This window comes from Mycolicibacterium sphagni, from assembly GCF_002250655.1.
GTDB classification, from domain to species: domain Bacteria; phylum Actinomycetota; class Actinomycetes; order Mycobacteriales; family Mycobacteriaceae; genus Mycobacterium; species Mycobacterium sphagni.
Map to the genome: position 1 here is coordinate 35,838 of NZ_NOZR01000004.1, position 24,131 is coordinate 59,968.

At 67.4% G+C, this 24,131-nt stretch carries 20 protein-coding genes; 11 read left to right on the top strand and 9 right to left on the bottom strand.

Going from position 1 to position 24,131, the window contains the following annotated elements; genetic code table 11:
- Nucleotide 1 precedes the first annotated feature (1 nt).
- Together CG716_RS06000 and CG716_RS06005 are read right to left on the bottom strand one after the other, a co-directional pair.
- Nucleotides 2–481, bottom strand: a complete 480-nt coding sequence (locus tag CG716_RS06000) for a transcriptional regulator (protein ID WP_094477456.1) — start codon at nucleotides 479–481, stop codon at nucleotides 2–4.
- Nucleotides 478–3,429, bottom strand: coding sequence for an MMPL family transporter (locus CG716_RS06005; RefSeq protein WP_094477458.1), 2,952 nt, complete (start codon nucleotides 3,427–3,429; stop codon nucleotides 478–480). Before CG716_RS06005 ends, CG716_RS06000 begins: the two co-directional genes overlap by 4 nt.
- A gap of 266 nt (nucleotides 3,430–3,695) precedes the next feature.
- Between CG716_RS06005 and CG716_RS06010 the strand changes: the two genes are divergently transcribed.
- From CG716_RS06010 to CG716_RS06025, 4 genes are all read left to right on the top strand, one after another.
- Nucleotides 3,696–4,232: a hemophore gene (locus CG716_RS06010; protein WP_094477854.1), complete on the top strand. Its 537-nt coding sequence runs from the start codon at nucleotides 3,696–3,698 to the stop codon at nucleotides 4,230–4,232.
- A 166-nt stretch (nucleotides 4,233–4,398) separates the two neighbouring features.
- Nucleotides 4,399–4,770 (top strand): heme-binding protein, encoded by a 372-nt coding sequence (locus tag CG716_RS06015; protein ID WP_094477460.1) that lies wholly within the window; start codon nucleotides 4,399–4,401, stop codon nucleotides 4,768–4,770.
- A 57-nt stretch (nucleotides 4,771–4,827) separates the two neighbouring features.
- The gene (locus CG716_RS06020; RefSeq protein ID WP_165774050.1) at nucleotides 4,828–5,496 is read left to right on the top strand and encodes a response regulator transcription factor; all 669 of its coding nucleotides are present in this window, start codon (nucleotides 4,828–4,830) and stop codon (nucleotides 5,494–5,496) included.
- 7 nt (nucleotides 5,497–5,503) lie between these two features.
- Nucleotides 5,504–6,838, top strand: coding sequence for a HAMP domain-containing sensor histidine kinase (locus tag CG716_RS06025; RefSeq protein ID WP_094477464.1), 1,335 nt, complete (start codon nucleotides 5,504–5,506; stop codon nucleotides 6,836–6,838).
- Here the strand turns inward: CG716_RS06025 and CG716_RS06030 are convergent.
- Both CG716_RS06030 and CG716_RS06035 read right to left on the bottom strand, forming a co-directional pair.
- Nucleotides 6,835–7,212: a DUF3054 domain-containing protein gene (locus CG716_RS06030; protein WP_094477466.1), complete on the bottom strand. Its 378-nt coding sequence runs from the start codon at nucleotides 7,210–7,212 to the stop codon at nucleotides 6,835–6,837. The two genes, CG716_RS06025 and CG716_RS06030, sit on opposite strands and share 4 nt — an antisense overlap.
- Before the next feature lie 18 nt (nucleotides 7,213–7,230).
- Entirely contained in the window at nucleotides 7,231–8,409 is a 1,179-nt protein-coding gene (locus CG716_RS06035) for a lysylphosphatidylglycerol synthase transmembrane domain-containing protein (RefSeq protein WP_094477468.1), read from the bottom strand.
- 79 nt (nucleotides 8,410–8,488) lie between these two features.
- Between CG716_RS06035 and CG716_RS06040 the strand changes: the two genes are divergently transcribed.
- Nucleotides 8,489–9,643, top strand: a complete 1,155-nt coding sequence (locus CG716_RS06040) for an AI-2E family transporter (RefSeq protein WP_094477856.1) — start codon at nucleotides 8,489–8,491, stop codon at nucleotides 9,641–9,643.
- Nucleotides 9,644–9,751: 108 nt separating this feature from the next.
- Here the strand turns inward: CG716_RS06040 and mmpL3 are convergent, their stop codons facing one another.
- Genes mmpL3 through trmB form a run of 3 tightly spaced genes read right to left on the bottom strand, consistent with a single transcriptional unit; the run spans nucleotide 9,752 to nucleotide 14,175 of the window.
- Complete coding sequence (gene mmpL3 / locus CG716_RS06045; protein WP_094477470.1) at nucleotides 9,752–12,685, bottom strand: trehalose monomycolate exporter MmpL3; 2,934 nt, start codon at nucleotides 12,683–12,685, stop codon at nucleotides 9,752–9,754.
- Nucleotides 12,686–12,730: 45 nt separating this feature from the next.
- The gene (locus CG716_RS06050; RefSeq protein WP_094477472.1) at nucleotides 12,731–13,420 is read right to left on the bottom strand and encodes an NYN domain-containing protein; all 690 of its coding nucleotides are present in this window, start codon (nucleotides 13,418–13,420) and stop codon (nucleotides 12,731–12,733) included.
- A complete protein-coding gene (gene trmB / locus CG716_RS06055; RefSeq protein ID WP_094477474.1) occupies nucleotides 13,417–14,175 on the bottom strand; it encodes a tRNA (guanosine(46)-N7)-methyltransferase TrmB in 759 nt (252 codons plus the stop codon). Before trmB ends, CG716_RS06050 begins: the two co-directional genes overlap by 4 nt.
- Before the next feature lie 102 nt (nucleotides 14,176–14,277).
- Here trmB and CG716_RS06060 point away from each other — a divergent pair, with 102 nt between their 5' ends.
- The 5 genes from CG716_RS06060 to CG716_RS06080 all read left to right on the top strand — a co-directional run bounded on the left by CG716_RS06060 (nucleotide 14,278) and on the right by CG716_RS06080 (nucleotide 21,016).
- Nucleotides 14,278–15,174 carry a hypothetical protein gene (locus tag CG716_RS06060; protein WP_234817723.1) on the top strand — a complete coding sequence of 299 codons (897 nt, stop codon included), beginning with the start codon at nucleotides 14,278–14,280 and terminating at the stop codon, nucleotides 15,172–15,174.
- Entirely contained in the window at nucleotides 15,171–16,508 is a 1,338-nt protein-coding gene (locus tag CG716_RS06065; protein WP_094477478.1) for a hypothetical protein, read from the top strand. Before CG716_RS06060 ends, CG716_RS06065 begins: the two co-directional genes overlap by 4 nt.
- Before the next feature lie 128 nt (nucleotides 16,509–16,636).
- A complete protein-coding gene (locus CG716_RS06070; protein ID WP_094477480.1) occupies nucleotides 16,637–18,463 on the top strand; it encodes a phosphoenolpyruvate carboxykinase (GTP) in 1,827 nt (608 codons plus the stop codon).
- Nucleotides 18,464–18,526: 63 nt separating this feature from the next.
- Entirely contained in the window at nucleotides 18,527–20,062 is a 1,536-nt protein-coding gene (gene fadD4, locus CG716_RS06075) for a fatty-acid--CoA ligase FadD4 (RefSeq protein WP_094477482.1), read from the top strand.
- Between the two features lie 12 nt (nucleotides 20,063–20,074).
- Nucleotides 20,075–21,016, top strand: coding sequence for an enoyl-CoA hydratase/isomerase family protein (locus CG716_RS06080; RefSeq protein ID WP_094477484.1), 942 nt, complete (start codon nucleotides 20,075–20,077; stop codon nucleotides 21,014–21,016).
- On the opposite strand, the gene CG716_RS06085 is transcribed toward CG716_RS06080, so the two are convergent.
- Both CG716_RS06085 and CG716_RS06090 read right to left on the bottom strand, forming a co-directional pair.
- Complete coding sequence (locus tag CG716_RS06085; protein WP_094477486.1) at nucleotides 21,013–21,768, bottom strand: GntR family transcriptional regulator; 756 nt, start codon at nucleotides 21,766–21,768, stop codon at nucleotides 21,013–21,015. The two genes, CG716_RS06080 and CG716_RS06085, sit on opposite strands and share 4 nt — an antisense overlap.
- A 35-nt stretch (nucleotides 21,769–21,803) precedes the next feature.
- Nucleotides 21,804–22,961, bottom strand: coding sequence for an acyl-CoA dehydrogenase family protein (locus CG716_RS06090; RefSeq protein ID WP_094477488.1), 1,158 nt, complete (start codon nucleotides 22,959–22,961; stop codon nucleotides 21,804–21,806).
- Between the two features lie 73 nt (nucleotides 22,962–23,034).
- Here CG716_RS06090 and CG716_RS06095 point away from each other — a divergent pair, with 73 nt between their 5' ends.
- Nucleotides 23,035–24,048: a MaoC family dehydratase gene (locus CG716_RS06095; RefSeq protein ID WP_094477490.1), complete on the top strand. Its 1,014-nt coding sequence runs from the start codon at nucleotides 23,035–23,037 to the stop codon at nucleotides 24,046–24,048.
- The last annotated feature ends 83 nt before the right edge of the window (nucleotides 24,049–24,131 follow it).

Below are 24,131 nucleotides of genomic sequence, written 5' to 3' on the forward strand. Positions count from 1 at the left end.
GCTATTCTCGGCCGGACGCGCGCTCGGCGCGCATTTTGGCGAACCGGTCGGACAGCCTTCGCATGCGGATCATCAGCGAGGCGGGCGGGCTGAGCGTCGCGTCCAGATAGGCGGCCAGATCTGCCTGGGCGACGCCGATGCGGGAGGCGAATTCTGGAATGGCCAGGCCGGACCTGTCGAGCAGCAGTCGCACGTGGCGAGCCGCCTCGGCCCGCTCGTTGGCCTCGAGGTGACCGCGCGCCCGGGTCAGCACCTCCGAGAGAGCTTTGGAGATGCCGTAGGGCTGCGAATGTTCGAGCACTTCCTCGACTTGGCGGGCGGTGCGGCCGTACGGGTCCCGTTTGATGGCCACCACGATGCGCTGCCAGACCGTGATGTCACCGGTTTCCAGCGCCTCGCGAATCAAAGCAGTAGGCCAGAACTCGACGGGACGGCCGTCGGCGAAGGACTGCGCGGCATCGCGATCCGCAGCCACCGTCACCTCGCCTCCTCCAGGATCGCCACCGCCACCGAAAGGCAACGCTGCCTGATCCGCTCCCATTCGGCTGCCCCTTGCGGTCCTGCCCACCGCTCGTCGTCGCCGACGGCGGAGGGGTTGGGATCGGCGAGCCGACGTACCAACTGGGTTGTCACCCATTGTCGCTTAGATTGTCCAGAACAGTAATACCGGTCCATACTCGCGAGTACCACCGCAGCGGCCTCGGTATCCATCACAGTGACCAGATCGGCGAACTCGGCGAAGTCCGCCCGGCTGTTGCGGCACATGATCAGATAAGCCTGCATGCGCAGGGTCTCGGCGCAGGTCGGGATCTGCAGCCGGTCACCGGTGGGCAGCTGGACGTTGGTGGTCTCCACCGGGCTGAGCCGCTCGACCGTCGGGTCAGTGATGTCGGCCCCGGTTTCCAGGGCGTCCAGCGCGATCGCCAGCCGGCCCCGCCACATCGTCACCGGGTGCACGGGCCGGGGCACCGTCCTGCCGTTGCGGTAGCCGCGGATCAGCTTGACGGTCGCGGTGGTGCTCACCCCGACCCGGACAGGTCCGACGCGGACAGGATGCGGAGCGCTGGCGTCGTCGCTGCCCTTCACCTTGCCGGCGAGGTCGTTGCAGCCGCTGAACGCCAGCGGGTCGGCCACACTGACCGCGTCGGGCGCCAGGTTCTTCAGCCGGGCCGCCCCCTTGACCACCATCTTCAGATCCGCGGTCGGCGGCACCAGTGCGGAGATGTCGTCGGGGATGACGACGAGGTCGCCGAGGTCGACCTTGGGCAGCGGCTTCTCGAAGTCGACCGACGGCAGGATCCGGGCCAGCCAGGCGGGCAGCCACCAGTTCCATTGGTCGAACATCGCCATCAGGGCGGGCACCAGGACCAGCCGGACGATGGTGGCGTCCACCGCGATCGCCACCGCGCAGGCCACCCCGAGCTCGGCGACCAGCGGCATGCCGGCGAACGCGAATCCGGTGAATACCGCGATCATGATCAGCGCGGCGCTGGTGATCGTGCGCGCGCTGGTGGCCACCCCGTAGGCGACGGCGTCGCGGGTGTCGCCCGCCTGCAGGTAGCGCTCCCGGATACGAGTGAGCAGGAAGATCTCGTAGTCCATCGACAGGCCGAACGTCATCGCCAGCACCAGCGGCGGGATCGTGCTGTCGATCGAGGTGATCTTCTCGAAGCCCAGCCCCTCCAGCCAGCCCCACTGGAACACCATCACCAGGCTGCCGTACGCGGCGGCGACAGACAGCACCGTCATCAACACGCCCTTGAACGCCAGAAACACCGACCGCACCGAGATCAGCAGCATGACGAACGCGATCAGCGCGACGAATACGAACACCAGCGGCTGGGTCTGCGACACCCGGTCGTCGAAGTCTTTGATCAACGCCGTGGGACCACCGACGTCGACCTGCACGCCGGACGCCGCGGGCAGCCTGGGCAGGTGCGATCGCATCCAGTCGATGGCGTTGCGTGCGCCGATGTCCTCGGGGTCAACCGAGAGCACCGCGGAGAGCAGTGCGCTGCCGTTGTTATCGGCGAACGCCGGCTTGGAGACCGAGACGACGTCGGGCGCCTTCGACATCTCGGTGCTGATCGCTTCGAGCCCGGCGGAGTTCTTGGGATCGGATGCGCCGCCGCCCGGGAACGTGACCAGCACCCTGACCGGGCCCAGTGCGCCGGGTCCCAACGCTTCGGCGGCCGCGGCCACTCCGCCGCGGATCTCGTGGGACGACTTGAACTGCCGCTGCATGCTGTTGCCCAGCACCATCGAGAATGCGGGTGCGGCCATCAACAACAAGACCAGCGTCGCCGCCAGCGCCGACAGCCAGGGCCTGCGCATGACCTCGCCGACCCAGCGGGTCCAGAACCGCGACTGGGTGGCCTCCACGCGCCTCGACCATTGCAGCAGTGGGGAACGTTTGGCGACCGGTCGCCCGAACGTGGCCAGCACGGCCGGGGTCAATGTGGTCGACGTCAGTACCGCGATGGCGACAGCGAGGATGGCGCCGGTGGCCATCGAACGCAGCACCGGGGTGTTGATCAGGTAGATGCCCGTCAGCGAGGCGATGACGGTCAGACCTGACAACACCACCGCCAGGCCCGACGTTGCCATGGCCGCGTCGGCCGCCTGCTTCGGGTCGCGTCCGGCGCGCAGTTCTTCCCGGAAACGCATGAGGATGAACAGCGAATAGTCAACGGCCAGTGCGATACCGAACATCGACACCGTCGACGTGACGAATACCGACATGGTCGTGACGGTCGACAACAGGTAGACCACGCCCATCGTCACCACGACGGTGCACAGCGCCAGCACCAGCGGGACCGCGGCGGCCGCCAGCGAGCCGAACACCGCGAGCAGCACAATCAGGACGATCGGCAGGTTCCAGCGCTCGGCTTCGGCGATGTCGTGCTTGGTGCTGGTCTGGGCGGCGGCGCCGAGGGCGCCCTGGCCGATGACGTAGAGCTTGACCCGCCCGTCCCGGATCTGGCCGGGCTGGTCACCGGTGATGCCGACCTTCTGGCGCAACTGACGTGCGACGTCCACCGCGCCGGTGTTGTGAAAGTCCAGCCGCAGCGACACCACGTAGGGCTTGTCCGGGGCGGGCGCCGGCTGGGCGGGGTTGGGCACCACCACGACGCTGGGGGTCTGCTTTGCCACCTGCTCCAACTGGGCGACGGCGGCGTTCATGTCGTCGTAGCTGGCGTCGGCGCGGGGTGCCGCGACCAGAGCCAGCGGGGAGGCGCCCTGCTCCGGGAAGTGATCTTCCAGTTGATACTGCACATTCAGCGACTGCGAGCCGGCCACGTCGAAGCCGCCACCGGTGAGATGGTTGGACTGGGTGAGGGCCAGATAGACGGCCGGCACGAGGGCCAGCAACCAGCAGGAGAACACCAGCCAGCGGAATCTGCGCAGGTTGCTGCTGAGGCGCATCATGAACTGCTGGATGTCGATCTCCCCGCATTCTCCCCGCGCTATTTGGGAGCGAGCGTACCGCAGATAGCTGTGCGGTGACCTGCCGTGATCGGCGGTCTTAGCTGGATTGAGACCTGTTGAGCAGGTCCTTGTTACCGACGCTGAAGTGGAGGCCCGCCGCGGCCGATGGCAGGATGTGCTCTGGCCATGTATCCGGGTCGGGGAATTAGCCGGGCCGCAGCCGCGCTGCGGTGCGGCTCGTTGTCAGCGAACCCGAGGAGTCCGAAATGTCCGCGTCCACCATCTCGACGATCGCGGGCATACGCCGCGGCTTGTGCGCAGTGCTCGCCGCCACGGCCGCCGGCGGGGCTGCCGCGTTTGCGCTGTCGTCGTCGCCGGCGACCGCCGCCACGGATCCCTGCGCCGCCGGCTCGATCGCCAAGACCGTCGGCACGGTGGCCACCAACACCGGGACCTACCTGGACAGCCACCCACAGACCAACCAGGCGCTGACGACGATCTCCCAGCAGCAGGCCGGCCCGCAAACCTTGGCGTCGTTGAAGACGTATTTCGACGCCAATCCCGACGCGGCCAAGGATCTCCAGACCATCCAGCAGCCACTGACGAGTCTGTCCACCCAATGCAAGTTGCCGGTGAGCCTGCCGCAGCTGCTCGGCGTGCTGCAGTCGGCGCAGGCCGGCGGGCTGCCGGGAACCGCGGCAGGTGCGCTCGCCGGCGCGACGGGCGCGCAGCAGGTCGCAGGCACCCAAATCCCGCTGGTCGCAGGCCCGTTACCAGGGCCGGCCACGATCAGTACGCGCTGACCGACGCGACGTCGAAGCCCTCGAGAAAGGGGCCTGACCAGCTGCGTCGGAACATTCTCACGATTGGTTAAGCTCAAGGCGCGAAAGTCTGCAGCAATTCTGCTTAGCTTTCTCCTGTCAGTAGCCGTTACTGGCACGGCTTCTCCCCACGCTAAGGAGTCCGAGCATGTTGGTAAATGCCCGTCTTGCCCGTCGCGCGGTCGTCGGAGTGATCGGCACGGGCGCGGTCGCCGGCGCGATCCTGGTTGGCGCGGCACCATCCGCACTGGCCGATCCGCCGCCGAACTGCACCGCTGCCGACCTCGCCGGGGTCGCGGCAGGTGTGTCCGCCGCGACGTCGGCCTACCTGTTCACGCATCCGGACGTCAACGCGTTCTTCACCGGCCTGGAGGGTGCACCGCGCGACACCATCCGGACCCAGGTGAAGCAGTATCTGGACTACAACCCCTCGGTGAAGGCCGACCTGCAGGGCATTCGCCAGCCGCTGGTCGATCTGAAGAACCGCTGCGGTACCAGTCCCGCCGCACCTGTCTCCTAAGCCACGGTGCGGGTAGGACAGCAGCCCGCGCAGGAAGGCGCCGGCCGCACCGTCCTGATGGTCGATGACGACCCGGATGTCCGGACTTCGGTCGCACGCGGTTTGCGGCATTCGGGATTCGACGTCCGGGTCGCGGCGACTGGCAAGGAAGCGTTGCGGCTGTTGGCGAACGAGAGCCACGACGCGCTGGTGCTCGACGTCCAGATGCCTGAGCTCGACGGCGTGGCGGTGGTGACCGCGCTGCGCGCGCTGGGCAATGACATTCCGATCTGCGTGCTGTCGGCGCGAGACACGGTCAACGACCGCATCGCCGGTCTGGAAGCCGGGGCCGACGACTATCTGACGAAGCCCTTCGATCTGGGCGAGCTGGTGGCGCGGCTGCACGCGCTGCTGCGGCGCGCGGCCAATTCCAGTGAGGGCTCCGACGCGGTGACTATCGGGCCGCTCACGATCGACACCGCTCGGCGGCTGGTCTTCGTGAACGGCGACCGGATCGAGCTGACCAAGCGTGAGTTCGACCTGCTGGCCGTGCTGGCCGAGAATTCCGGTGTGGTGCTGTCCCGCCAGCGACTCCTGGAGTTGGTGTGGGGCTACGACTTTGACGTCGACACGAACGTGGCCGACGTGTTCATCAGCTATCTGCGCCGGAAACTGGAACGCGAGGGTGTGCCGCGCGTGATCCACACCGTGCGCGGAATCGGGTACGTGCTCCGGTCGGAGCCCTGAGCCCCCTGTGACTTGGCTGGGCCGTAGCCTTTCTCTCCGCGTCCGGGTCGCCCTGGCCGCGGCCTTGGCCGCCGCCATCGTGGTGGCCCTGCTCGCGGCGGTGACGTCGGTGGTGCTGGCGAACAACGATGAGGCGCAACTGGATCGGCGGCTGGACTCGATCGTCGAGGCCAGCATGTATCCCGAGGAGTTGCAGGACCCCGGCCACGGGGTGCTCAACACCGGGCGGTCGCGGTCCACCGGCCAGGTGGTTTTCCAGCGCGGATTCCAGCTGCCCCCGCTGCCGCCGGGAACGGCAACGGTCACGGTCAACGGCGTCGACTACCGGGTGCGCACGGTGACTGTCGAACAGGGCGGCGGCATCCTGGTCTCGGTGGGTATCCGCGCGGACAGTATCTTGTTGAGCCGCGCCCGAATTCCGCTGTACGGATTTATCGGCGCGCTGGCCGTGCTGGTGGCCGCCAGCTTGGGCTGGATGCTGGCGGGGCCGGCTATCCGGCCGCTGCTGCGGCTCACCGAACAGACCAGACGGCTGGGCAAGGGCAGTGACCAGATGGATCCGGTGCACGGCGCCAGGGAAGCCGAGGACCTGTCGGAGGCCATGGTCGCCATGCTGCACCGGCTGGCGGAAGCCCAACTGGCGACGACGAATTCGCTGCAGGCCGCCCAGGATTTCGCGGCCAACGCCGCGCATGAACTGCGTACGCCGCTGACCGCGATGCGGGCGGATCTGGACACCCTGCGCATCCACGATCTGCCGGCCGAGGAGCGCGCCGAGGTGGTGGGTGACCTGGCCCGGGCGCAGCGCCGCGTCGAGGCGATCATCACCGCACTGGGGCAATTGGCGTCCGGGCAGCTGGCTCGCAACGAGGACCGGGAGCAGATCGACGTCGCCGAGATGCTCGACCGGGTGGCCCGCGAGAACGTCCGCTCCGGTGCGGTCGAGATCATCGTCGAGGCCGACGAGGCCGGCACTGTGTGGGGCTGGCCGGCCGGTTTGCGGCTGGCGGTGGACAACCTGGTGCGCAATGCGGTCACCCACGGCGAGGCCAGCCGCATCGTGCTGCGGGCACACCGTCAGGAACCGTGGTTGTTCATCACCGTCGACGACAACGGCCGTGGTTTGCCGGCCGAGGAACACCGAAAAGTGTTGGGGCGCTTCGCGCGTGGTAGTACCGCCACAGCGGGCGGCTCAGGTCTGGGTCTGGCGCTGGTGGCGCAGCAGGCGGCCCTGCACGGCGGTGGCATCGAGCTCTCCGACGGTCCGCTGGGTGGGTTGCGTGCCGTCCTGGCGGTGTCGACCGCCCCGGAGCCCGTCGCCCTGACGCGGCAGCAGCCCTAGCCGTTGCGCTTGCGCGCCAGCACGGCCAGCCCCCGCCAGCTCAGTAGCAACAGTGCGGTCACCACCGACGCGACGATGATGAAGCTGGCCGCGACTCCCTGAGAACTGGCCTTGCGCAACAACATTCCGACGACGACCGTAGCCAGCCAGACGGTGACCCCGGTGGGCGCGATCGCGGTCGGGGCTCGCCAGCCTCGGGAGAGCACCCAGCCGATCAGGGTGCCGGACAAGAACGGCCACGCGGTCTCGGCGAGTCCGTCGAGCGTCAGTCCCTCCGCGTGGCTGCGGCGACCGATCGCGCAGAACACCACCACGCAGACGATGTCACCGGCCAGCGCGAGCGCCGCAGGCCGGGTGTCGGTACGAGCTGCCATCCTCGGATCCAAGCACAGTCAGCCGGCGGCGTCGTCGTCCGAGTGAGGGCACGGCGGCGGCAGCGGGCCCTGCAGCGCCGTGTTGGCCGGATCCTCGAGTGCCTCGACGGCCTGCTCCCGTTCGGCCGCGGCCGCCTCGTTGGCGACGTCGTCGGGGTCGAGCGCGCCCTCGGTGCGGAACATGAAGAAGAACACCACCCAGCCGATGGACGAGATGAAGATCCAGCTCGCCAGGCGGTAGATCAGCATCGCCGAGATCGCGGCAGAGAGCGCCATCCCGCTGGACACCAGACCGGGAACCAGCACGGCCTCCACCACCAGCAGCCCACCGGGCATCAGCGGGATCGACCCGACGGCGCGGGCGGCCGCGTAGGCGACGGTCAGGCCGGCCAGCGACGGCTTGCCGCCGGCGGCGTAGGCGGCGAAGGCCAGGCACGCCACGTCGCAGATCCAGTTGAAGAACGACCAGCTGAACGCGACCCCGAGGGTCCGGCGACTCAGGCTGACCGATTCCAGTTGGTTGAGGGTTTCGCGCCACTTCTGTAGGCCGGTGTCGGCGGGCTTGCCGCGCACGGAGTTGACCCAGCCCAGCACTTTGATGCCGATGCCGTCGATCAGTTCTGGGCGGCTCGCCACCGCCTGGGCGAGTAGCAGCAGCGCGATGAACCCGCCGAGGGTGAACAGCAGCGAGAACGGATTGTTCTTGGCGCCCAACAGGAATGCGCCGCCGAGACCCAGCAGCGCCAGACCGACGACCTGCAGCGCCCCCGACATCACCAGCTGCCAGGACGCGACCACCGGGGAGGCGCCCCAGAGTCGCTGCTGCCGGTAGACGAAAGTGGCCGAGAGCACCGGACCACCCGGAATGGTGGTGCTGAGCGCATTACCGGCGTAGAACGCGGCTTCGGAGCGCCACTGGTGGACGATGACCCCGGCCGACCGCAGCAGCGTGCGCTGGATCTGGGCGAAGCTGTGCATCGACAGCATGGCCGCGGCGATCGCGGCCAGCACCCACCACGCGTTCGCGGTGATCAGGCTCTTCCAGGCTTTGGCCAGCTGATCCCACACCAGGCTGGCCTCGACGACCAGCACAATCAGCGCGACCGCCAGCACCGCCCAGCGGACCCACCAGTACTTCCCGTGTGCCGGGGGGTCGTGTTCCTCGCGGGCGGTGTGGACCGGCGCGTCGTGGGACACGCAGTTCAGGGTAACGGTGCAGGCCGGTATCCACGGTGTTCGGCACGGATGCCCGTCGGTGCCGGTTACGCTGGGCCGCATGCCGGCGACCCGAACTTCGGACGACGAATCGGTTGATCCCTTCGTCCGCAAAGCGGCAGCGTGGTCATGGCGCCTCCTGGTGCTCGCGACGGCGATCGTGGCGCTGTTGCTGATTGTGGAACGGCTCCAGGTCATCGTGGTCCCGGTGGCGCTGGCGACCATGCTCGCGGCCTTGCTGCTGCCCGCCGTCGACTGGCTGGACCGGCGTGGCGCACCGCGCGGTGGTGCGGTGGCCCTGGTGTTGCTCGCCGGCTTCGCGTTGTTCGGCGGGATCATGACTTTCGTTGTCAGCCAGTTTGTTTCGGGCCTGCCGGGTCTGGTGGAACAGGTCACGCACAGTATCGACAGTCTGCGCCAGTGGCTCGTCCAGGGGCCGGCGCACCTGAGCCGCGAGCAGATCGACAACGCCGGCAACACCGCGATCAAGGCGCTGCGCGACAACCAGGAGAAGCTGACCACCGGCGCACTGTCGACCGCAGCCACGCTCACCGAGATCATCACCGGCGCACTGCTGGTGTTCTTCACGCTGATCTTCTTGTTGCACGGCGGCCGCAACATCTACAGCTTCGTCACCGCGATCGTCCCGTCGGCCACCCGGGAGCGGGTGCGTGACGCCGGGCGCGCCGGCTTCGGATCGCTGATCGGCTACGTGCGAGCAACCTTCCTGGTGGCGCTCGTGGATGCGGTGGGTATCGGTACGGGTCTGGCGATCATGGGGATCCCCCTGGCGCTACCGCTCGCCTCGCTGGTGTTTCTGGGCGCCTTTATCCCGCTGGTCGGTGCCGTCATCACCGGATTCCTCGCCGTGGTGGTGGCTCTGCTGGCCAAGGGGCTCGTCTACGCCCTCATCACGCTCGGCCTGATCATCGCCGTGCAGCAGCTCGAGGCCCACATCCTGCAACCGCTGGTGATGGGTCGCGCGGTGTCGATCCACCCACTGGCGATCGTGCTGGCGATCTCGACCGGCGGCGTGCTGGCGGGCATCGTCGGGGCACTGTTGGCGGTGCCGCTGGTGGCCTTCCTCAACAGCGCGATCCGGGTGCTGGTGGCCGACAACCCGGCCGAGGAGGCCGCCGAACTCGAGGCGCTGGACGACGGCGTCGTCATCAATGCCGAACCGGACGTCGTGCCCCCGAAGCGCAAGCACGACTAGTCGCCGAGGTCGACGAAATGTCGCGAACCACTGGCCCTTTCGCGCCCGTTTGTCGGTTTGGGCGGAACGAAGTCTTTGGGCGGAACGAGGTCTTTGGGTGGAACGACGTCAGAGACGGCCCTCGCGGCGCAGCAGCTCCGCGGCGCTGACGCCGCCACCGCCGCCGCGACGGGGGCGGTCCTCGCCCTCCTTCTTGCCGCGGGAGTTCAGCTTCTCGGTGGCCACCTCGGAGTCGCCCTGCTCGGGCCTGCTGACCGGAATGGCCCGGGTCTCCTCGGCGCTGACCGACGGCGGAACCTCGTCGGTGCCCTTCTGCTCGCGCTGGGTGGGGATGGCCGTGGTGGCGTCCTCCGGAGGTGTGATGGCCCCGGTGGGTTCGGCCGAGGACTGCGGGGGAGCCGGGGGAGTCGGCGAGCTGGCGGATCCGCGCAGTTCGCCCAGCCAGGACTCGATTTCCCGGTCCGGCGCCGGCGCCGCCGGCGGACGGTTGGTTCGCGCCGCCGAGGTCGCGGTGTTCACCGCGTTCTTGACGGCGTTCTTGGCAACCGAGAACCGCGTCGTGGGCGCCTCATTGACGGGCCCGGGATCCGGACCCGCGCCTGCGTCCGGCATCCGGGTGGTCCCGGCCGCCGACGGCGGATCCTGCGGCGGCGGAGTGCGCTGTTCGCCACGGCCCACAACGCGGGGCATCGCCCTGCCTTCGATGCCGGGGTGGGTCGGGTCGTGTGCCGGGCGGCGGGTCGTCGCGACGGGCGCGCCCGCGCCGACCAGCGCGTCGTCGGACTCACGCACGATCGGCCGCTTGCGTTCGTCGGGCAGATGGATCTCGCCGAGGCCGAGCTTGACCTGCAGACGCTTCATCCATCGCGGCGCCCACCAGCAGTCATCGCCGAGCAGCTTCATCACCGCGGGAACCAGGAACATCCGGATAACGGTCGCGTCCAATAGCAATGCGGTGATCAGGCCGAAGGCCAGGTACTTCATCATGACCAGATCGGAGAACGCGAACGCTCCGGCCACCACGATCAGGACCAGTGCGGCCGCCGTGATGATGCGGCCCGTGGTCGCGGTACCGATCCGGATGGCTTCTGTGGTCGACATCCCGCGTTCCCTGGCCTCCACCATGCGGGAGACCAGGAACACTTCGTAGTCGGTGGACAAGCCGTAGATCACCGCGATGATCAACCCGATCACGGGTGCCGTGAGTGGCGTCGCCGTGAAATTCAAGAAGCTCGAGCCGTGACCGTCGACGAATATCCACGTCAACACACCCATGGTGGATCCGAGCGTCAGCGCACTCATCAGCGCCGCCTTGATCGGCAACACCAACGATCCGAACGCCAGGAACATCAGGATCGTCGTCGTACTGATCAAGATCAGCACCATCAACGGACCCTTGTCGAGCAGGCTGTGAATACTGTCCTGCTCCAGCGCCGGGGTGCCACCTACCCAGATGGTCACCCCCTTGGGGGGTGGTATCGCGCGTAGCTCACTGATTTTCTTGGGTGCGTCGTTGCGGACCTGCAGCCCGTTCTGGATGACGGTGACGTTCGGGTCTTTGGTGCCCTCGTCCGTCGCGGTACGCGGTGTCCATTGCCCGGTGAATCCGGTGATCGCGTTCGCCTGCTGGGTGATCTGCTCGATCTGCGGGGGCGTGGCGTTCTGGATGACCAGGGTCATCTGCTCGGTGCGGAAGCCCGGGAAGGTCCTGTCGAAGTCCTCCTGCGCCATGCGCACAGAATTCGTTGGTGGCAAATACTTTTCACTGAAGCCGCCGAGGGACAACTTGCCCAATGGAATGATCAGCAAGATCATGATCACGACGATCGGCAGCGCGAACATGATCGGCCGCTTCATGACCATGTTGACGAGCTTGCCCCAGAAACCCTTCTCGACCTGCTCACGCGTCTGGGTCTTCTGCAGCTTGTTCGCGAGCCATTCCAGGTAGACCCGCATCGGCTTCCAGTTCCGGAAGAACGGCACCCGCAGCAGGGTGCGCACGCCGAGCGCGTCGACGTTCGGGCCCAGGATGCTCAGCACCGCGGGCAGCACGCTGATCGACAGGATCGCGGCCAGCATCACCGAGGCGATACCGGCGTACGTCAGCGATTTCAGGAAGCCCTGGGGGAACAGCAGCAGGCCGGCGAGTGACGCCACGATCAGCACGGCCGAGAACGTCACCGTGCGGCCAGCCGTCATCACGGTGCGCCGGATCGCCGCCTCGGTGTCGTAGCCCTCGGCGAGTTCCTCCCGGAACCGGCTCACCACGAACAGGCCGTAGTCGATCGCGATACCGAGACCGATAAGGGTGACCACCGGCTGCGCGAAGAAGTGCACCGGGGCGAAGAGCGAGATCAATCGCATGATGCCCAGCGAGCCGAGAATGGACAGTCCACCGACCATGGCAGGCAGGCAGGCGGCGACCACGCCGCCGAACACGAAGAACAACACCACCGCGACCAGCGGTAATGCCAGCACTTCGGCGCGTTGTTGGTCCTTGCCGATGGTGCCGGTCAGCTCGTTGGCCACCGGTTGGAGCCCGGCCAGCTCCACTTTTCCGTCGTCCATCTTCTGCAGGTCAGGCTGGACGACCTTGAAGTTGTTCAGGATGGTGTCGTCGTCATCGCCCTTGAGCGGCAACGTGACAAACGTGCGGGTCTTGTCGTCGGTCGCGAGTTTCTGGACGGCAGGCAGGGTGGGCGCCTTGAGGTATCCAGCCCACGGCAACATCTGGTCGGGGTGGTCGGCGACAACCTGATTGAGTTCGTCGACGATCTTCTTGGACCACTCCGGGTCATCAACGGTCTTGCCCTTGGGTGCCGTGAAAATGGCGACGATATGGCTGGATCGGTCTCGGCCGTACACCTTGTCGGCCAGCACGGACGCTTTCACTGACTGGCTGTTGTCGTCGTAGAAACCGCTCTGGGTGACGTGCTTTCCCAGGCTCAAACCGAAAAACCCTGCGCCGAGGCACAGCGAGACCATGACTGCGATCACGATGTATCGGTAGCGATACACAGTTCGACCCCACCAGGCGAACACGTAATCTCCTAACTAAATCTGCGGCGACCTGCGCATTGGGTTCTCCTACACGCGCGATGTCAGTAGCGAGGACAGCGGCCGGAATGGTTGCAGCCACGCCCCTTGCTCTGGTAGCGAATCTAGGCCGATTCGCGGCAGCGGCTCTCGGAAAACACCAGGAATGTCCTCCAGGTCGACGAACTCCAAGGTATCCGACGCTAATGCCCAGCTGGCGTGTTCGCGAAATCCGAGCACGTAGGCGGGGGTGCCGGCGCGGGCGATGTCTTCCAGCGGTGTGCGGAATGCCTGCCCGTCGGCCGACGCGACCAGCACTGCGGCCAGGCCTTCACTGCGGCGCAGCTCGATGTGGGCCAGCATGTCGCTGTCGACGTCGCTGTCCTCGTCCACCTTGGGCTTGGCGAAGACCGCGAAGCCGACGTTGCGCAGCGCCTCGACCCAGGGACGAACGACGTCAGCGCTGCCCGGCGCGATGTTGGTGAATACGGTCGCCTCGGGTTCCACCGTGATGTCCGGGTGGCCGGCCGACAGCTCGGCGGTGCGGCTCAACAGCCAGCGTCCCAGCGCGTCGAACCGCGGCCGGTGTGCGGCTGTGGGCCGGCCGCCGAGGATCGAGCCCAGGCCCATGTCCAGGTTGGGGGCGTCCCAGACCAGAAGGACCCGCTGGACCGGCGAGCTCGCCACCGGTTCGTCACCGTCGGGCAGGGCCGGAGCCGTCGCGTCGTCAATCACACTCATCGGCGTCTCATCCAGAGGAGCTCGCTCACCGCGCTGCCTGCGTGGCGGGCCTTCGTCTCATATTTGGTGGTCGGGCGCTGCACCGATATCGGCAGCTCGTCACCCGGCCGCACCCGCTGTAGCAGTGGTTCGGCGTCGCCGGCCTCGGCGATCTGCTCGGCATAGCCGGCATGGTCGGTGGCGGCGTGCAGCACACCGCCGGGGCGCAACCGGTCGGCGATCAGCGCGATGGTGGTCGGCTGTAGCAGCCGGCGCTTGTGATGGCGTGATTTTGGCCACGGGTCGGGGAAGAACACCCGCACCCCGGTCAGCTCGCCGGCCGCGAACATGTGCTCGAGCACGTCGACGGCGTCACCGCGGACCAGCCGGATGTTCGACACGCCTTCACGGTCGACCGCGCTGAGCAGCTGCGCCAGGCCGCGCCGGTAGACCTCGGCGGCCACCACGTCGATATCGGGTTCGGCCACTGCCATGCCGAGCGTCGAGGTTCCGGTGCCGCAGCCGATCTCCAGAACGACGGGGGCCCGCCGCCCGAACCACGCGGTCGTATCCAGGTGTTCGGCAGGTTTGGCGTCGAAGCGCGCCTGGGTGCCCAGCTGCGACCAGAGCCGATCCCATACCTCTTGCTGTGCTTCGGTCAGCGCCGAACGGCGCGACCGAAAGCTGGTGATTCGCGGATAGGGATGCGCAGCCCCGGCATCGGGCGCGGCTGAGCCACCGCTGCGCTGCATGTGCATCCGTCCATGGTCGCTCATGACAAGGGGTGTACCCGCACCGTGGTGCAGATTGATACCCAACAGTTGCCTAGGCCTGCTAGTGGCTAGCGCCACAGGGCAGCTGATGCCAGCATGTCGGGTGTGTCTGCCCAGGTAGTGCGGGTCGGAATCGCCGGTCGGCGGGGGTGCGGCAGGGCCACCGTGACACGAGTTCTGCGTGGGGCTGGTGTGGCTGTTGTGGGCTCGGCGGAACCCGCGGACCTCGACGTCTATGTGGTGGCCGAGACGCTGAAACCCGAGGACCGCCGCGCACTGGCCCACTCACCCCGGCCGGTCGTCGTGGCCCTCAACAAGGCCGACCTGGCCGGGTTCGGTGGCCAGGGACCCGTCGCGACCGCCGCCGCGCACTGCCGTCGGCTCAGTGACTTCACCGGCGTACCGGTCTATCCCCTGGCCGGCCTGGCCGCGGTGGCCGCCCTGGACGACACCGTCGTCGACGACGAGGTGCTTGACGCGCTGCGGGCGCTGACCACCGATCCCGCCGACCTCGGCTCGACCGACCGGTTCATCGACAAGGCACATCAGTTGCCGCACCCGATTCGACTGCGGCTGCTCGCTCAGCTCGACTTGTTCGGCATCGCCCATGGCGTGCTGGCGCTGCGGGCCGGCGCCGACCGGGCCGGGCTACTGGCGGCGCTGCGTCGCGCCAGCGCGGTGGACGGGCTGCTCGCCGGCATCGACGCGGCCGCCGCCCCGGTGCGCTACCGGTGGCTGATCGACGCGCACGCCGTGGCGCTGCCGGCCTCCGACGACGCGGTCGCCGCCAGAATGGCCGCGGCCATCGAGGTGGTGCGGGCCGCCGGGATGGCCGTGGACGACGACGTCACCGCCGCCGCACATCTGCGCCGCGCGATCGTATGGCAGCGGTACTCCCGCGGGCCGGTGTCGCGGCTGCACCGTTGCTGCGGCGCCGACATCGCCCGCGGCTCACTGCGGTTGTGGGAACGGGCGGGCGGAGTCGCGGAGTCGCTGCCATGACTCACGTAGTCCTGGTCGCCGGCCCGTGGCTGGCCGGCACCACCAGTCTGGTTGCCGCCCTTCGAGACCGGATGCCCGAGCATCGCGTGCTCGAAGCGGCTGAGCTCGCTGCCGGGGAGGCGCCCGCTGCGGTGGTGTTCGTGGTGTCGGCCGCCGCACCGCTGACCGCGTCGGACTGCGCGCTGCTGGACGTCGTGGCCGCCGGCACCGACGCAGTGATCGCAGTGGTGTCCAAGATCGACGTGCACCGCACCTGGCGCGAGGTCCTCGCCGCCGACCAGGCGCTCCTGACCGAGCGGGCTGCCCGCTACCGCGAGCTGCCATGGGTTGGGGTCGCCGCAGCACCGGACTTGGGCCTACCCGTCGTCGACGATCTCGTCACGGCGCTGCGGACCGTGCTCGCCGATAACACCTTGACGCGACGAAATCGGTTGCGGGCCAAGGAGAATCGGTTGCTCACCGCGGATGGCGCCGCTCGGGAAGGGTGCGTGGCCGCACTGCGCGATCAGCGTGCCGCGGTGCTGCGCCGGTTCCGGCTGGACAAGTCCGAGCGGACCATCGCGATGCGCAGCCAGATTCAGCAGGCCCGGGTCCGGCTGTCCTCCTTCGCCCGCGCCCGGTGCGCCTCGGCGCGGACCGAGCTGCAGGACGACGTGGCGGCCCTGACCCGCCGCGGGCTGGCCGGCTTCACCGACGAGGTGCGGCGCCGCGCGGCGGAAGTCGGCGATGACGTGCGGGACGAGGTGACCGGGCACTTGGCCGACGTCGTCGAGCAACTTGGACTGGCTTCCGACGTCGCGACGCCCGAGGGTCCGCGCTATGAGGTGGGCGCCGCACCGGTGCGGTCACGTAATGCGGAGACCCGGTTGATGATGCTGCTCGGCGCGGGCTTCGGCCTGGGTATCGCGCTGACGATCACCCGGCTGCTGGCAGACCTCGCGCCGCAGTGGGCGCTCCGCGGTGCCATTGGCGGTGCGGTCCTCGGGCTGATTGTGACGCTCTGGGTGGTCAGTGTGCGCGGACTGCTGCGGGACCGGGCAGTGCTGGACCGCTGGGTGGTCGAGGTCACCGCCGGCCTGCGCACCGCGATGGAGGAGTGGGTGGCTACTCAGGTGCTGGCCGCGGAGGCGTCAATGGGTCGGGCCGGCGCCGAGCGGGATGCTGTCGACGGCGCCGATATGGAGGACGCGGTGGCGCGCATCGACGCCGAAATCCGCGAGCAGACGGTGCGGCGGGCCCGCGCCGCCGCGGTCCGAGATCGGGCAGTAGCGGCGGTGCGGGCCGAACTTGAGGGTGAAAGGCTCCGATTATGGCCTTCTGAATCGTTCCTGTGAGTGATCGGACATAATCCCGATTAACCGCGGGTATCTCACCCGCGTTAACCTACTTTTCAGGGAGGACCGCGCTTTGGCGCGGATTCCGGCCTGCGTCCTGGCCATAAGAATAAGCAGGAGATTTTGCGATGACTTCAGCGACTATCCCCGGTCTTGATACCGCACCGACTAAGCATCACGGCCTCCTCGCTTGGGTCCAGGAGGTCGCCGAACTTACCCAACCCGACAGGGTGGTCTTCGCCGACGGGTCCGACGAGGAGTACCAGCGGTTGTGTGACCAGCTGGTGGCCGCGGGCACCTTCACTCCGCTGAGCGACACCGAGGAGCCGAGCTCGTATCTGGCGCGGTCGGCGCCGTCGGACGTGGCACGGGTCGAGTCGCGGACGTTCATCTGCTCGGAACGCGCGATCGACGCCGGCCCGACGAACAACTGGATGGCGCCGGACGAGATGCGCGCCCTCATGAAGGACCTGTACCGCGGCAGCATGCGCGGCCGCACCATGTATGTGGTGCCGTTCTGCATGGGCCCGCTGGGTGCCGACGATCCGAAGCTCGGCGTCGAGATCACCGATTCCGAATATGTCGTGGTGTCGATGCGAACGATGACGCGCATGGGCAAAGCCGCGCTGGACAAGATCGGTGAGGACGGGTTCTTCGTCAAGGCGCTGCACTCGCTGGGTGCGCCTCTCGAGGACGGGCAGCCGGACGTCCCGTGGCCGTGCAATGACACGAAGTACATCACCCACTTCCCGGAGACCCGCGAGATCTGGAGCTTCGGCTCGGGTTACGGCGGCAACGCGCTTTTGGGCAAGAAGTGCTACTCGCTGCGCATCGCCTCGGCCATGGCGCACGACGAGGGCTGGCTGGCCGAGCACATGCTGATCCTCAAGCTGATCTCCCCGGAGAACAAGGCGTACTTCGTGGCCGCTGCGTTCCCGTCGGCCTGCGGTAAGACCAACCTGGCGATGCTGCAGCCGACCATCCCCGGTTGGCGCGCCGAGACTGTCGGCGACGACATCGCATGGATGCGCTTCGGCAAGGACGGCCGGCTGTATGCCACCAACCCGGAGTTCGGCTTCTTCGGGGTGGCGCCGGGAACCAACTGGAGCTCCAACCCCAACGCGATGAAGACCGTCGCCGCCGGCAACACCGTCTTCACCAACGTCGCGCTGACCGACGAAGGCGGTGTCTGGTGGGAAGGCCTCGAGGGCGACCCGCAGCACCTCATCGACTGGAAGGGCGAGGACTGGGAGCCTGGACTCGACAAAAAGGCCGCGCACCCGAACTCCCGCTACTGCACCCCGATGTCGCAGTGCCCGACCCTGGCGCCGGAGTGGGACGACCCGCAGGGCGTGCCCATCTCGGCAATCCTGTTCGGCGGACGCCGCAAGACGACGGTGCCGCTGGTGACCCAGGCCCGCGATTGGCAGCACGGGGTGTTCATCGGGGCCACCCTCGGTTCCGAGCAGACCGCCGCCGCCGAGGGCAAGGTCGGCACCGTCCGCCGCGACCCGATGGCCATGCTGCCGTTCCTCGGCTACAACGTCGGTGATTACTTCGCCCACTGGATCAACCTCGGCAAGAACGCCGACGAGTCGAAGCTGCCGAAGATCTTCTTCGTCAACTGGTTCCGCCGCGGTGACGACGGCCGCTTCCTGTGGCCGGGCTTCGGCGAGAACAGCCGCGTGATGAAGTGGATCATCGAGCGGGTCGAGGGCAAGGCCAACGGTTCCACGACGCCGATCGGCATCGTGCCCAGCGCAGGCGACCTCGACCTCGAGGGCTTGGACGCGGATCCGGGTGACGTCAATGAGGCGCTTGCGGTCAACGTCCAGGAATGGCGGGACGAACTGCCGCTGATCGAGGAGTGGTTCGAGTTCGTCGGCGAGAAGTTGCCGACCGGCGTAAAGGACGAGTTCGAGGCGCTCAAGCAGCGTTTGGCTGAAAGCTCCTAACTGCTCAACACGTAGACAGGGCCAGTTGACACCCGTCAACTGGCCCTGTCGTATTGTGCATCCATGCAGATCCGCGAGCATGCCGAGGCCACTCCCGACAAGCCGGCCATCATCCTGTATCCCTCCGGAACCACCGTCACCTTCGGCCAGATGGAGGCGCGAGCGAACCAGCTGGCCCATCTGTTCCGGCAGGCCGGGCTGCGAGAGGGCGACGCCGTCGCGATCCTCATCGAGAACAACGAGCACTTCCACACGGTGATGTGGGCGGCACGGCGCAGCGGCCTGTACTACGTGCCGATCAACACCCACCTGACCGCGGCCGAGGCTGCTTACATCATCGACAACAGCGAGGCGAAGGCGGTCGTCGGCTCCGGCGCCCTGAAGGAGACCCTCGCCGGGCTCGCCGAGGAGCTGCCGAAGCTGCCGCCGTTGCTGCTGATCACAGACGGTGAACTCGACGGCTGGCTGAGTTACCCGGAATGTGTTGCGGATCAGCCGGTTACGCCTATCGATGACGAGATCGAGGGTGACCTGCTGCAGTATTCGTCGGGGACGACGGGGCGGCCCAAGGGAATCAAACGCGAGTTGTCGCATCTGCCTCCCCCCGAGGTGCCGGGCATGATGGCGGGGCTCATCGGGTTCTGGATGACGCCGGACGCCGTTTACATCAGTCCTGCGCCGCTCTACCACACAGCGCCGTCGGTGTGGTCGATGCAGACGCTTTCGGCGGGTATCACCACAGTCGTGCTGGAGAAGTTCGATGCCCAGGGCTGCCTCGACGCGATTCAGAGCCACAAGGTCACCCACGGTCAGTTCGTCCCGGTGATGTTCACCCGGATGCTGAAACTGCCTCCAGACGTGCGTAATTCGTACGACCTGTCGAGCCTGAAGCGGATCATGCACGCCGCCGCGCCCTGTCCGGTCGAGATCAAGAAGCAGATGATCGACTGGTGGGGCCCGATCGTCGACGAGTACTACGCGTCCTCCGAGGCGATCGGCTCGACGTTGATCTTCGCCGAGGATTGGCTCACCCATCCCGGTTCGGTCGGCAAGCCGATGATGGGCGCCCTGCACATCCTCGATGAGGACGGCAACGAACTGCCCGCCGGGCAGGCGGGGGAGATCTACTTCGAGGGCGGCTTCGACTTCGAGTACCTCAATGACGCTGAGAAGACGGCGAAGTCGCGCGACAGTCATGGTTGGAAGACGGTCGGTGACATCGGTTACCTGGACGAGGACGGCTACCTTTACCTCACCGACCGCCGGCACCACATGATCATCTCCGGCGGGGTGAACATCTATCCGCAGGAAGCCGAGAACGTGCTCGTCACCCATCCCAGGGTGATGGATGCCGCGGTGTTCGGCGTGCCGGACGACGAGATGGGCCAGAGCGTCAAAGGTGTGGTCCAGCTGGTCGACCCGGCCGAAGCGTCGGATGAATTCGCCGAGGAGCTGTTGGCCTGGTTGCGAGATCGGTTGTCGCACTATAAGTGTCCGCGGTCCATCTCGTTCGAGAAGGAGCTGCCCCGCACTGACACCGGCAAGCTGTACAAGCAGGAACTGATCGTCAAGTACTCGGCACCTGCACCGACGGGCTAGCGGGATGCTCCGCTGATGCTGGTGGTGGACCTGTACGACCCGCCCCCGATCGGGGTGTCCGGGCCGCCAGGTGTTGTGGTGGCGATCGGAGATTCGGCCAGCCCCGAAGCCGAATTCTGGCTAGACACCGCAACATTCGCGCTGACCGATGTCGAGCATGAGGACCGGCGGTTCATCACCGTGGAGTCGGTCAGTGACACGGTGGCCGAGCTGACCGACCGCTGCGGGCGCTGGCCGCACGCCAGCGCGGTCTGTGACGACGTGCTGCGGTCGGTCGACGTCAGCGGACCCGCGCTGCCCGCGATCATCACCGAGTCATTGGCCTACTCGACTCTGCAGGCCGGCCCGGAATTCGCCCGCTGGCTGGCCGAGCGTGGCCCGGCGACTCTGCCCGACATCGCGGATCCGGTGCTGGCCGAGCGCGACGGCGGCACGCTGCAGATCCTCTTCAACCGGCCGTCGCGGCACAACGCCTTCAGCACTGACGCCCGGGCGCTGCTGCTGGAGGCGCTGACCGTCGCGCTGCTCGACGACACCGTCACCGAGGTGGTGCTCGGCGGCAACGGCGCATCCTTCTGCAGCGGAGGGGATCTCGGCGAGTTCGGTACGTTCGCCGATCCGGCTGCCGCGCATTTGGCACGCACACGGCACAGTCCGGCGCTCGCGCTTGACGAGGTGACGCGTCGGCTGGGCCGCGCCTGCCGCGCCGAGATTCACGGCCGCGCGCTCGGCAGTGGGCTGGAGATGGCATCGTTCTGCGGTTGGGTCAGCTGTCAGCCTGACGCCGTGCTCGGACTGCCCGAACTCATGCTCGGCCTCATTCCCGGCGCCGGCGGCACGTTGAGCATCACCCGGCGCATCGGACGTTGGCGCACCGCTTATTTGGTGCTGTCCGGGCGGACGATCGGCCCGGCCACCGCGCTGGAATGGGGCCTGGTCGACGAGATCCGCTAGCTCGAGCGGCGCAGCGTCACCCGATAGGTGTACTGCTCGGGCAGGAAGTGACTCACCGACAGCTCGACCGGCGTGCCGGTGGTATCGGAATAGAGGCGATCCACCCGCAGCATCGGATGCCCGGTATCGCAGCCCAGCGCACCGGCCACCAGGTCGTCGGCGGGTGCAACGGTAATCGACTGCGCCGCTTCGGCGATGGGCTGATCCAGGTGAGGCTCGAGAACGCCGATCACGGTATTGGTGCCGACGGCGCCGTCGGCCAGCTCCGGGGACTCGAACACCAGCCGGGCGACCGACTCGGGCAGGTGCACGGTGGTCACCACGAACGGAACGCCGAAGTTCTCCCCGGGTCGCTGCGCTCCTGCCCGCCGGTCGTGCAGCCGACGGAACACCACGGTGTAGACGACGTCGTGTTCCAGCCGCAGGCGGCTGGCCACGGTCACGTCGACGCGACGCGAAAGTCCTTGCAGAACTTCCATTGTGGTGTCCTCGGACAGGCTCATCAGGTCTTCGATCGACCCGAGCTGCCGTAAATAACCCCGATTCGCGTACGTCCCGCGTCCCGGCACGCGATGAACCACGCCCTCGGCCACCAGATCCTGAAACGCCCGGCGCACCGTCTGCCGGGACAGCCCGTGTTCGGCCACCAGCTCGGACTCTGTCGGCAAGCGGATACCCTCGGGATACGCCCCGGCGGCGATCTCGTCGCGAAGCCGTTGCCGCAGAACCTGATACGCGGGCTCGGGTTTCATGTTCGGCTAGATGCCCCGCAAAGCAGATGTCGGCATCAAATGCCTCCTCGGGCCACCAGCTGCGCGGCGATGACATTGCGCTGGATCTCGTTGGTGCCTTCACCGACGATCATCAGCGGAGCGTCGCGGAAGTAGCGTTCGACGTCGTATTCGGTGGAGTAGCCGTAGCCGCCGTGGATGCGCACCGCGTTGAGCGCGATCTCCATAGCCACCTCCGAGGCGAACAGCTTGGCCATGCCCGCCTCCATATCGCATCGGTCGCCGCTGTCGTAGCGTTCGGCAGCGTAGCGGGTGAGCTGGCGGGCTGCGGTGAGCTTGGTCGCCATGTCGGCCAGATAGTTCCCGATGGACTGATGCTTCCAGATCGGCTGGCCGAAGCTCTCCCGGTCCTGCGCGTAGGCCAGCGCGTCCTCCAGTGCCGCCGTCGCGACGCCCAACGCGCGGGAAGCCACCTGAATGCGACCGGTCTCAAGACCTTTCATCATCTGGCTGAATCCCCGGCCGGGCTCTCCGCCCAGGATCGCGGTGGCCGGCAGCCGGCAGTCGTCGAACGCGAGCTCGCAGGATTCGACGCCTTTGTAGCCGAGCTTGGGCAGATCCCGCGAGATCGTCAGCCCGGCGGTCGGGGACTCGACGAGCACCACCGAGATGCCTTTGTGCCGCGGGGTGGCCTGCGGGTCGGTCTTACACAGCAGGGCGATCAGACCAGACTTGCGGGCGTTGCTGATCCAGGTTTTGGACCCGGTGATCACCAGGTCGTCGCCGTCGCGGCGGGCGACGGTGAACATGTTCTGCAGATCTGAGCCGCCGCCGGGTTCGGTCAAAGCCATCGTCGCGCGCAGTTCGCCGGTGGCCATTGCGGGGAGGTAGCGCCGCTTCTGTTCCTCGGTGCCGAAGATCTCCAGCAGTTTGGCCACCACGGTGTGTCCGCCCATCGCTCCGGCCAGACTCATCCAGCCGCGGGCCAGCTCTTGGGTGACCTCGACGTAGCAAGGCATCGACACCGGAGAGCCGCCGTACTGCTCGCTGATCGCGAGCCCGTAGATGCCGATGCGCTTCATCTGCTCGATCCACGCTTCGGGATAGGTATTGGCGTGTTCGACCTCGCGGATCGTCGGCTTCACGTCGCGGTCGACGAAGGCCCGCACCGTCTCCACCAGCAGCGTTTCTTCATCGTTGAGTGCAATGCTCACCAGGTCGCTCCAAGATCGGGAAATGTACGGCCATATTGACACGGACCCGGAAGAACCGCCAGTATGAGCGACTGTGACTTTGTACGGCCATATTGGTGGGGGCGAGGCAGGCGGGCCCTATTTCGATGATCTGGTGGTCGGCCAGGTCTTCGACTGGGCGCCGTCGATGACATTGACCGGCGGCGCTGCCGCCAGCCATCAGGCAATCCTGGGTGATCGGCTGCGGCTGTCGCTGGACGCGGAGCTGGCGCACGCTGTCGTGGGCAGCACGGCTGCCCTGGCCCACCCCGCGCTGGTGTGCGACGTCGCGATCGGCCAGAGCACGCTGGTGACGCAGCGGGTCAAGGCCAACCTGTTCTACCGCGGCCTGACGTTCTACCGGTACCCGGAAATCGGGGACACCCTGTTCACGCGCACCGAAGTGGTGGGGCTGCGCCAGAACGCCGCGAAGCCCGGTCGCGCCGCGACGGGGCTGGCCGCACTGCGGATGACCACCATCGATCAGGTCGGCCGGCTGGTGCTGGACTTCTACCGCTGCGCGATGCTGCCGCTGAGCCCGGCTGCCCAAGACACCGGTCACGCCGACGACCTGTCATCGATCGGCACCGACCTTGCGCTCGCCCCGGACCCGACCGTCGACTGGAACGCGGTGGCCTTCCGTGAACGGGTCCCCGGTCCGCACTTCTACCCGGATATGGCCGGTTCGGTTCTGCACAGCACCGGCGATGTCGTCAGTTCAGCACCGGAGCTGGCCCGGCTTTCGCTGAATATCGCTGCTACCCATCATGATTCACGGGTCGGTGGGCAGCGGCTGGTGTACGGCGGGCACACTATCGGGTTGGCGCTGGCTCAGGCCGGCCGGTTACTGCCGAACCTGGCGACAGTGCTGGGCTGGCAGTCCTGCGACCACACCGGTCCGGTACACGAGGGCGACACCGTCTACAGCGAGCTGCACATCGACGCGGCCGATCCACTGCCTGGCGAGCGCGGTGGGGTGCTCACCTTGCGCTCCCTGGTCTATGCGGTGGCCGACGAGGGCGACGATCGTCAGGTCCTGGACTGGCGGTTCCGCGCTCTACACTTCTGACGCCTGCGACGAGATCGGCACTTGTCGGTTTGCACTCGCATTTCCGCGGCGGAACGTTGATGTGGGCGCAGAGGATACGCAGA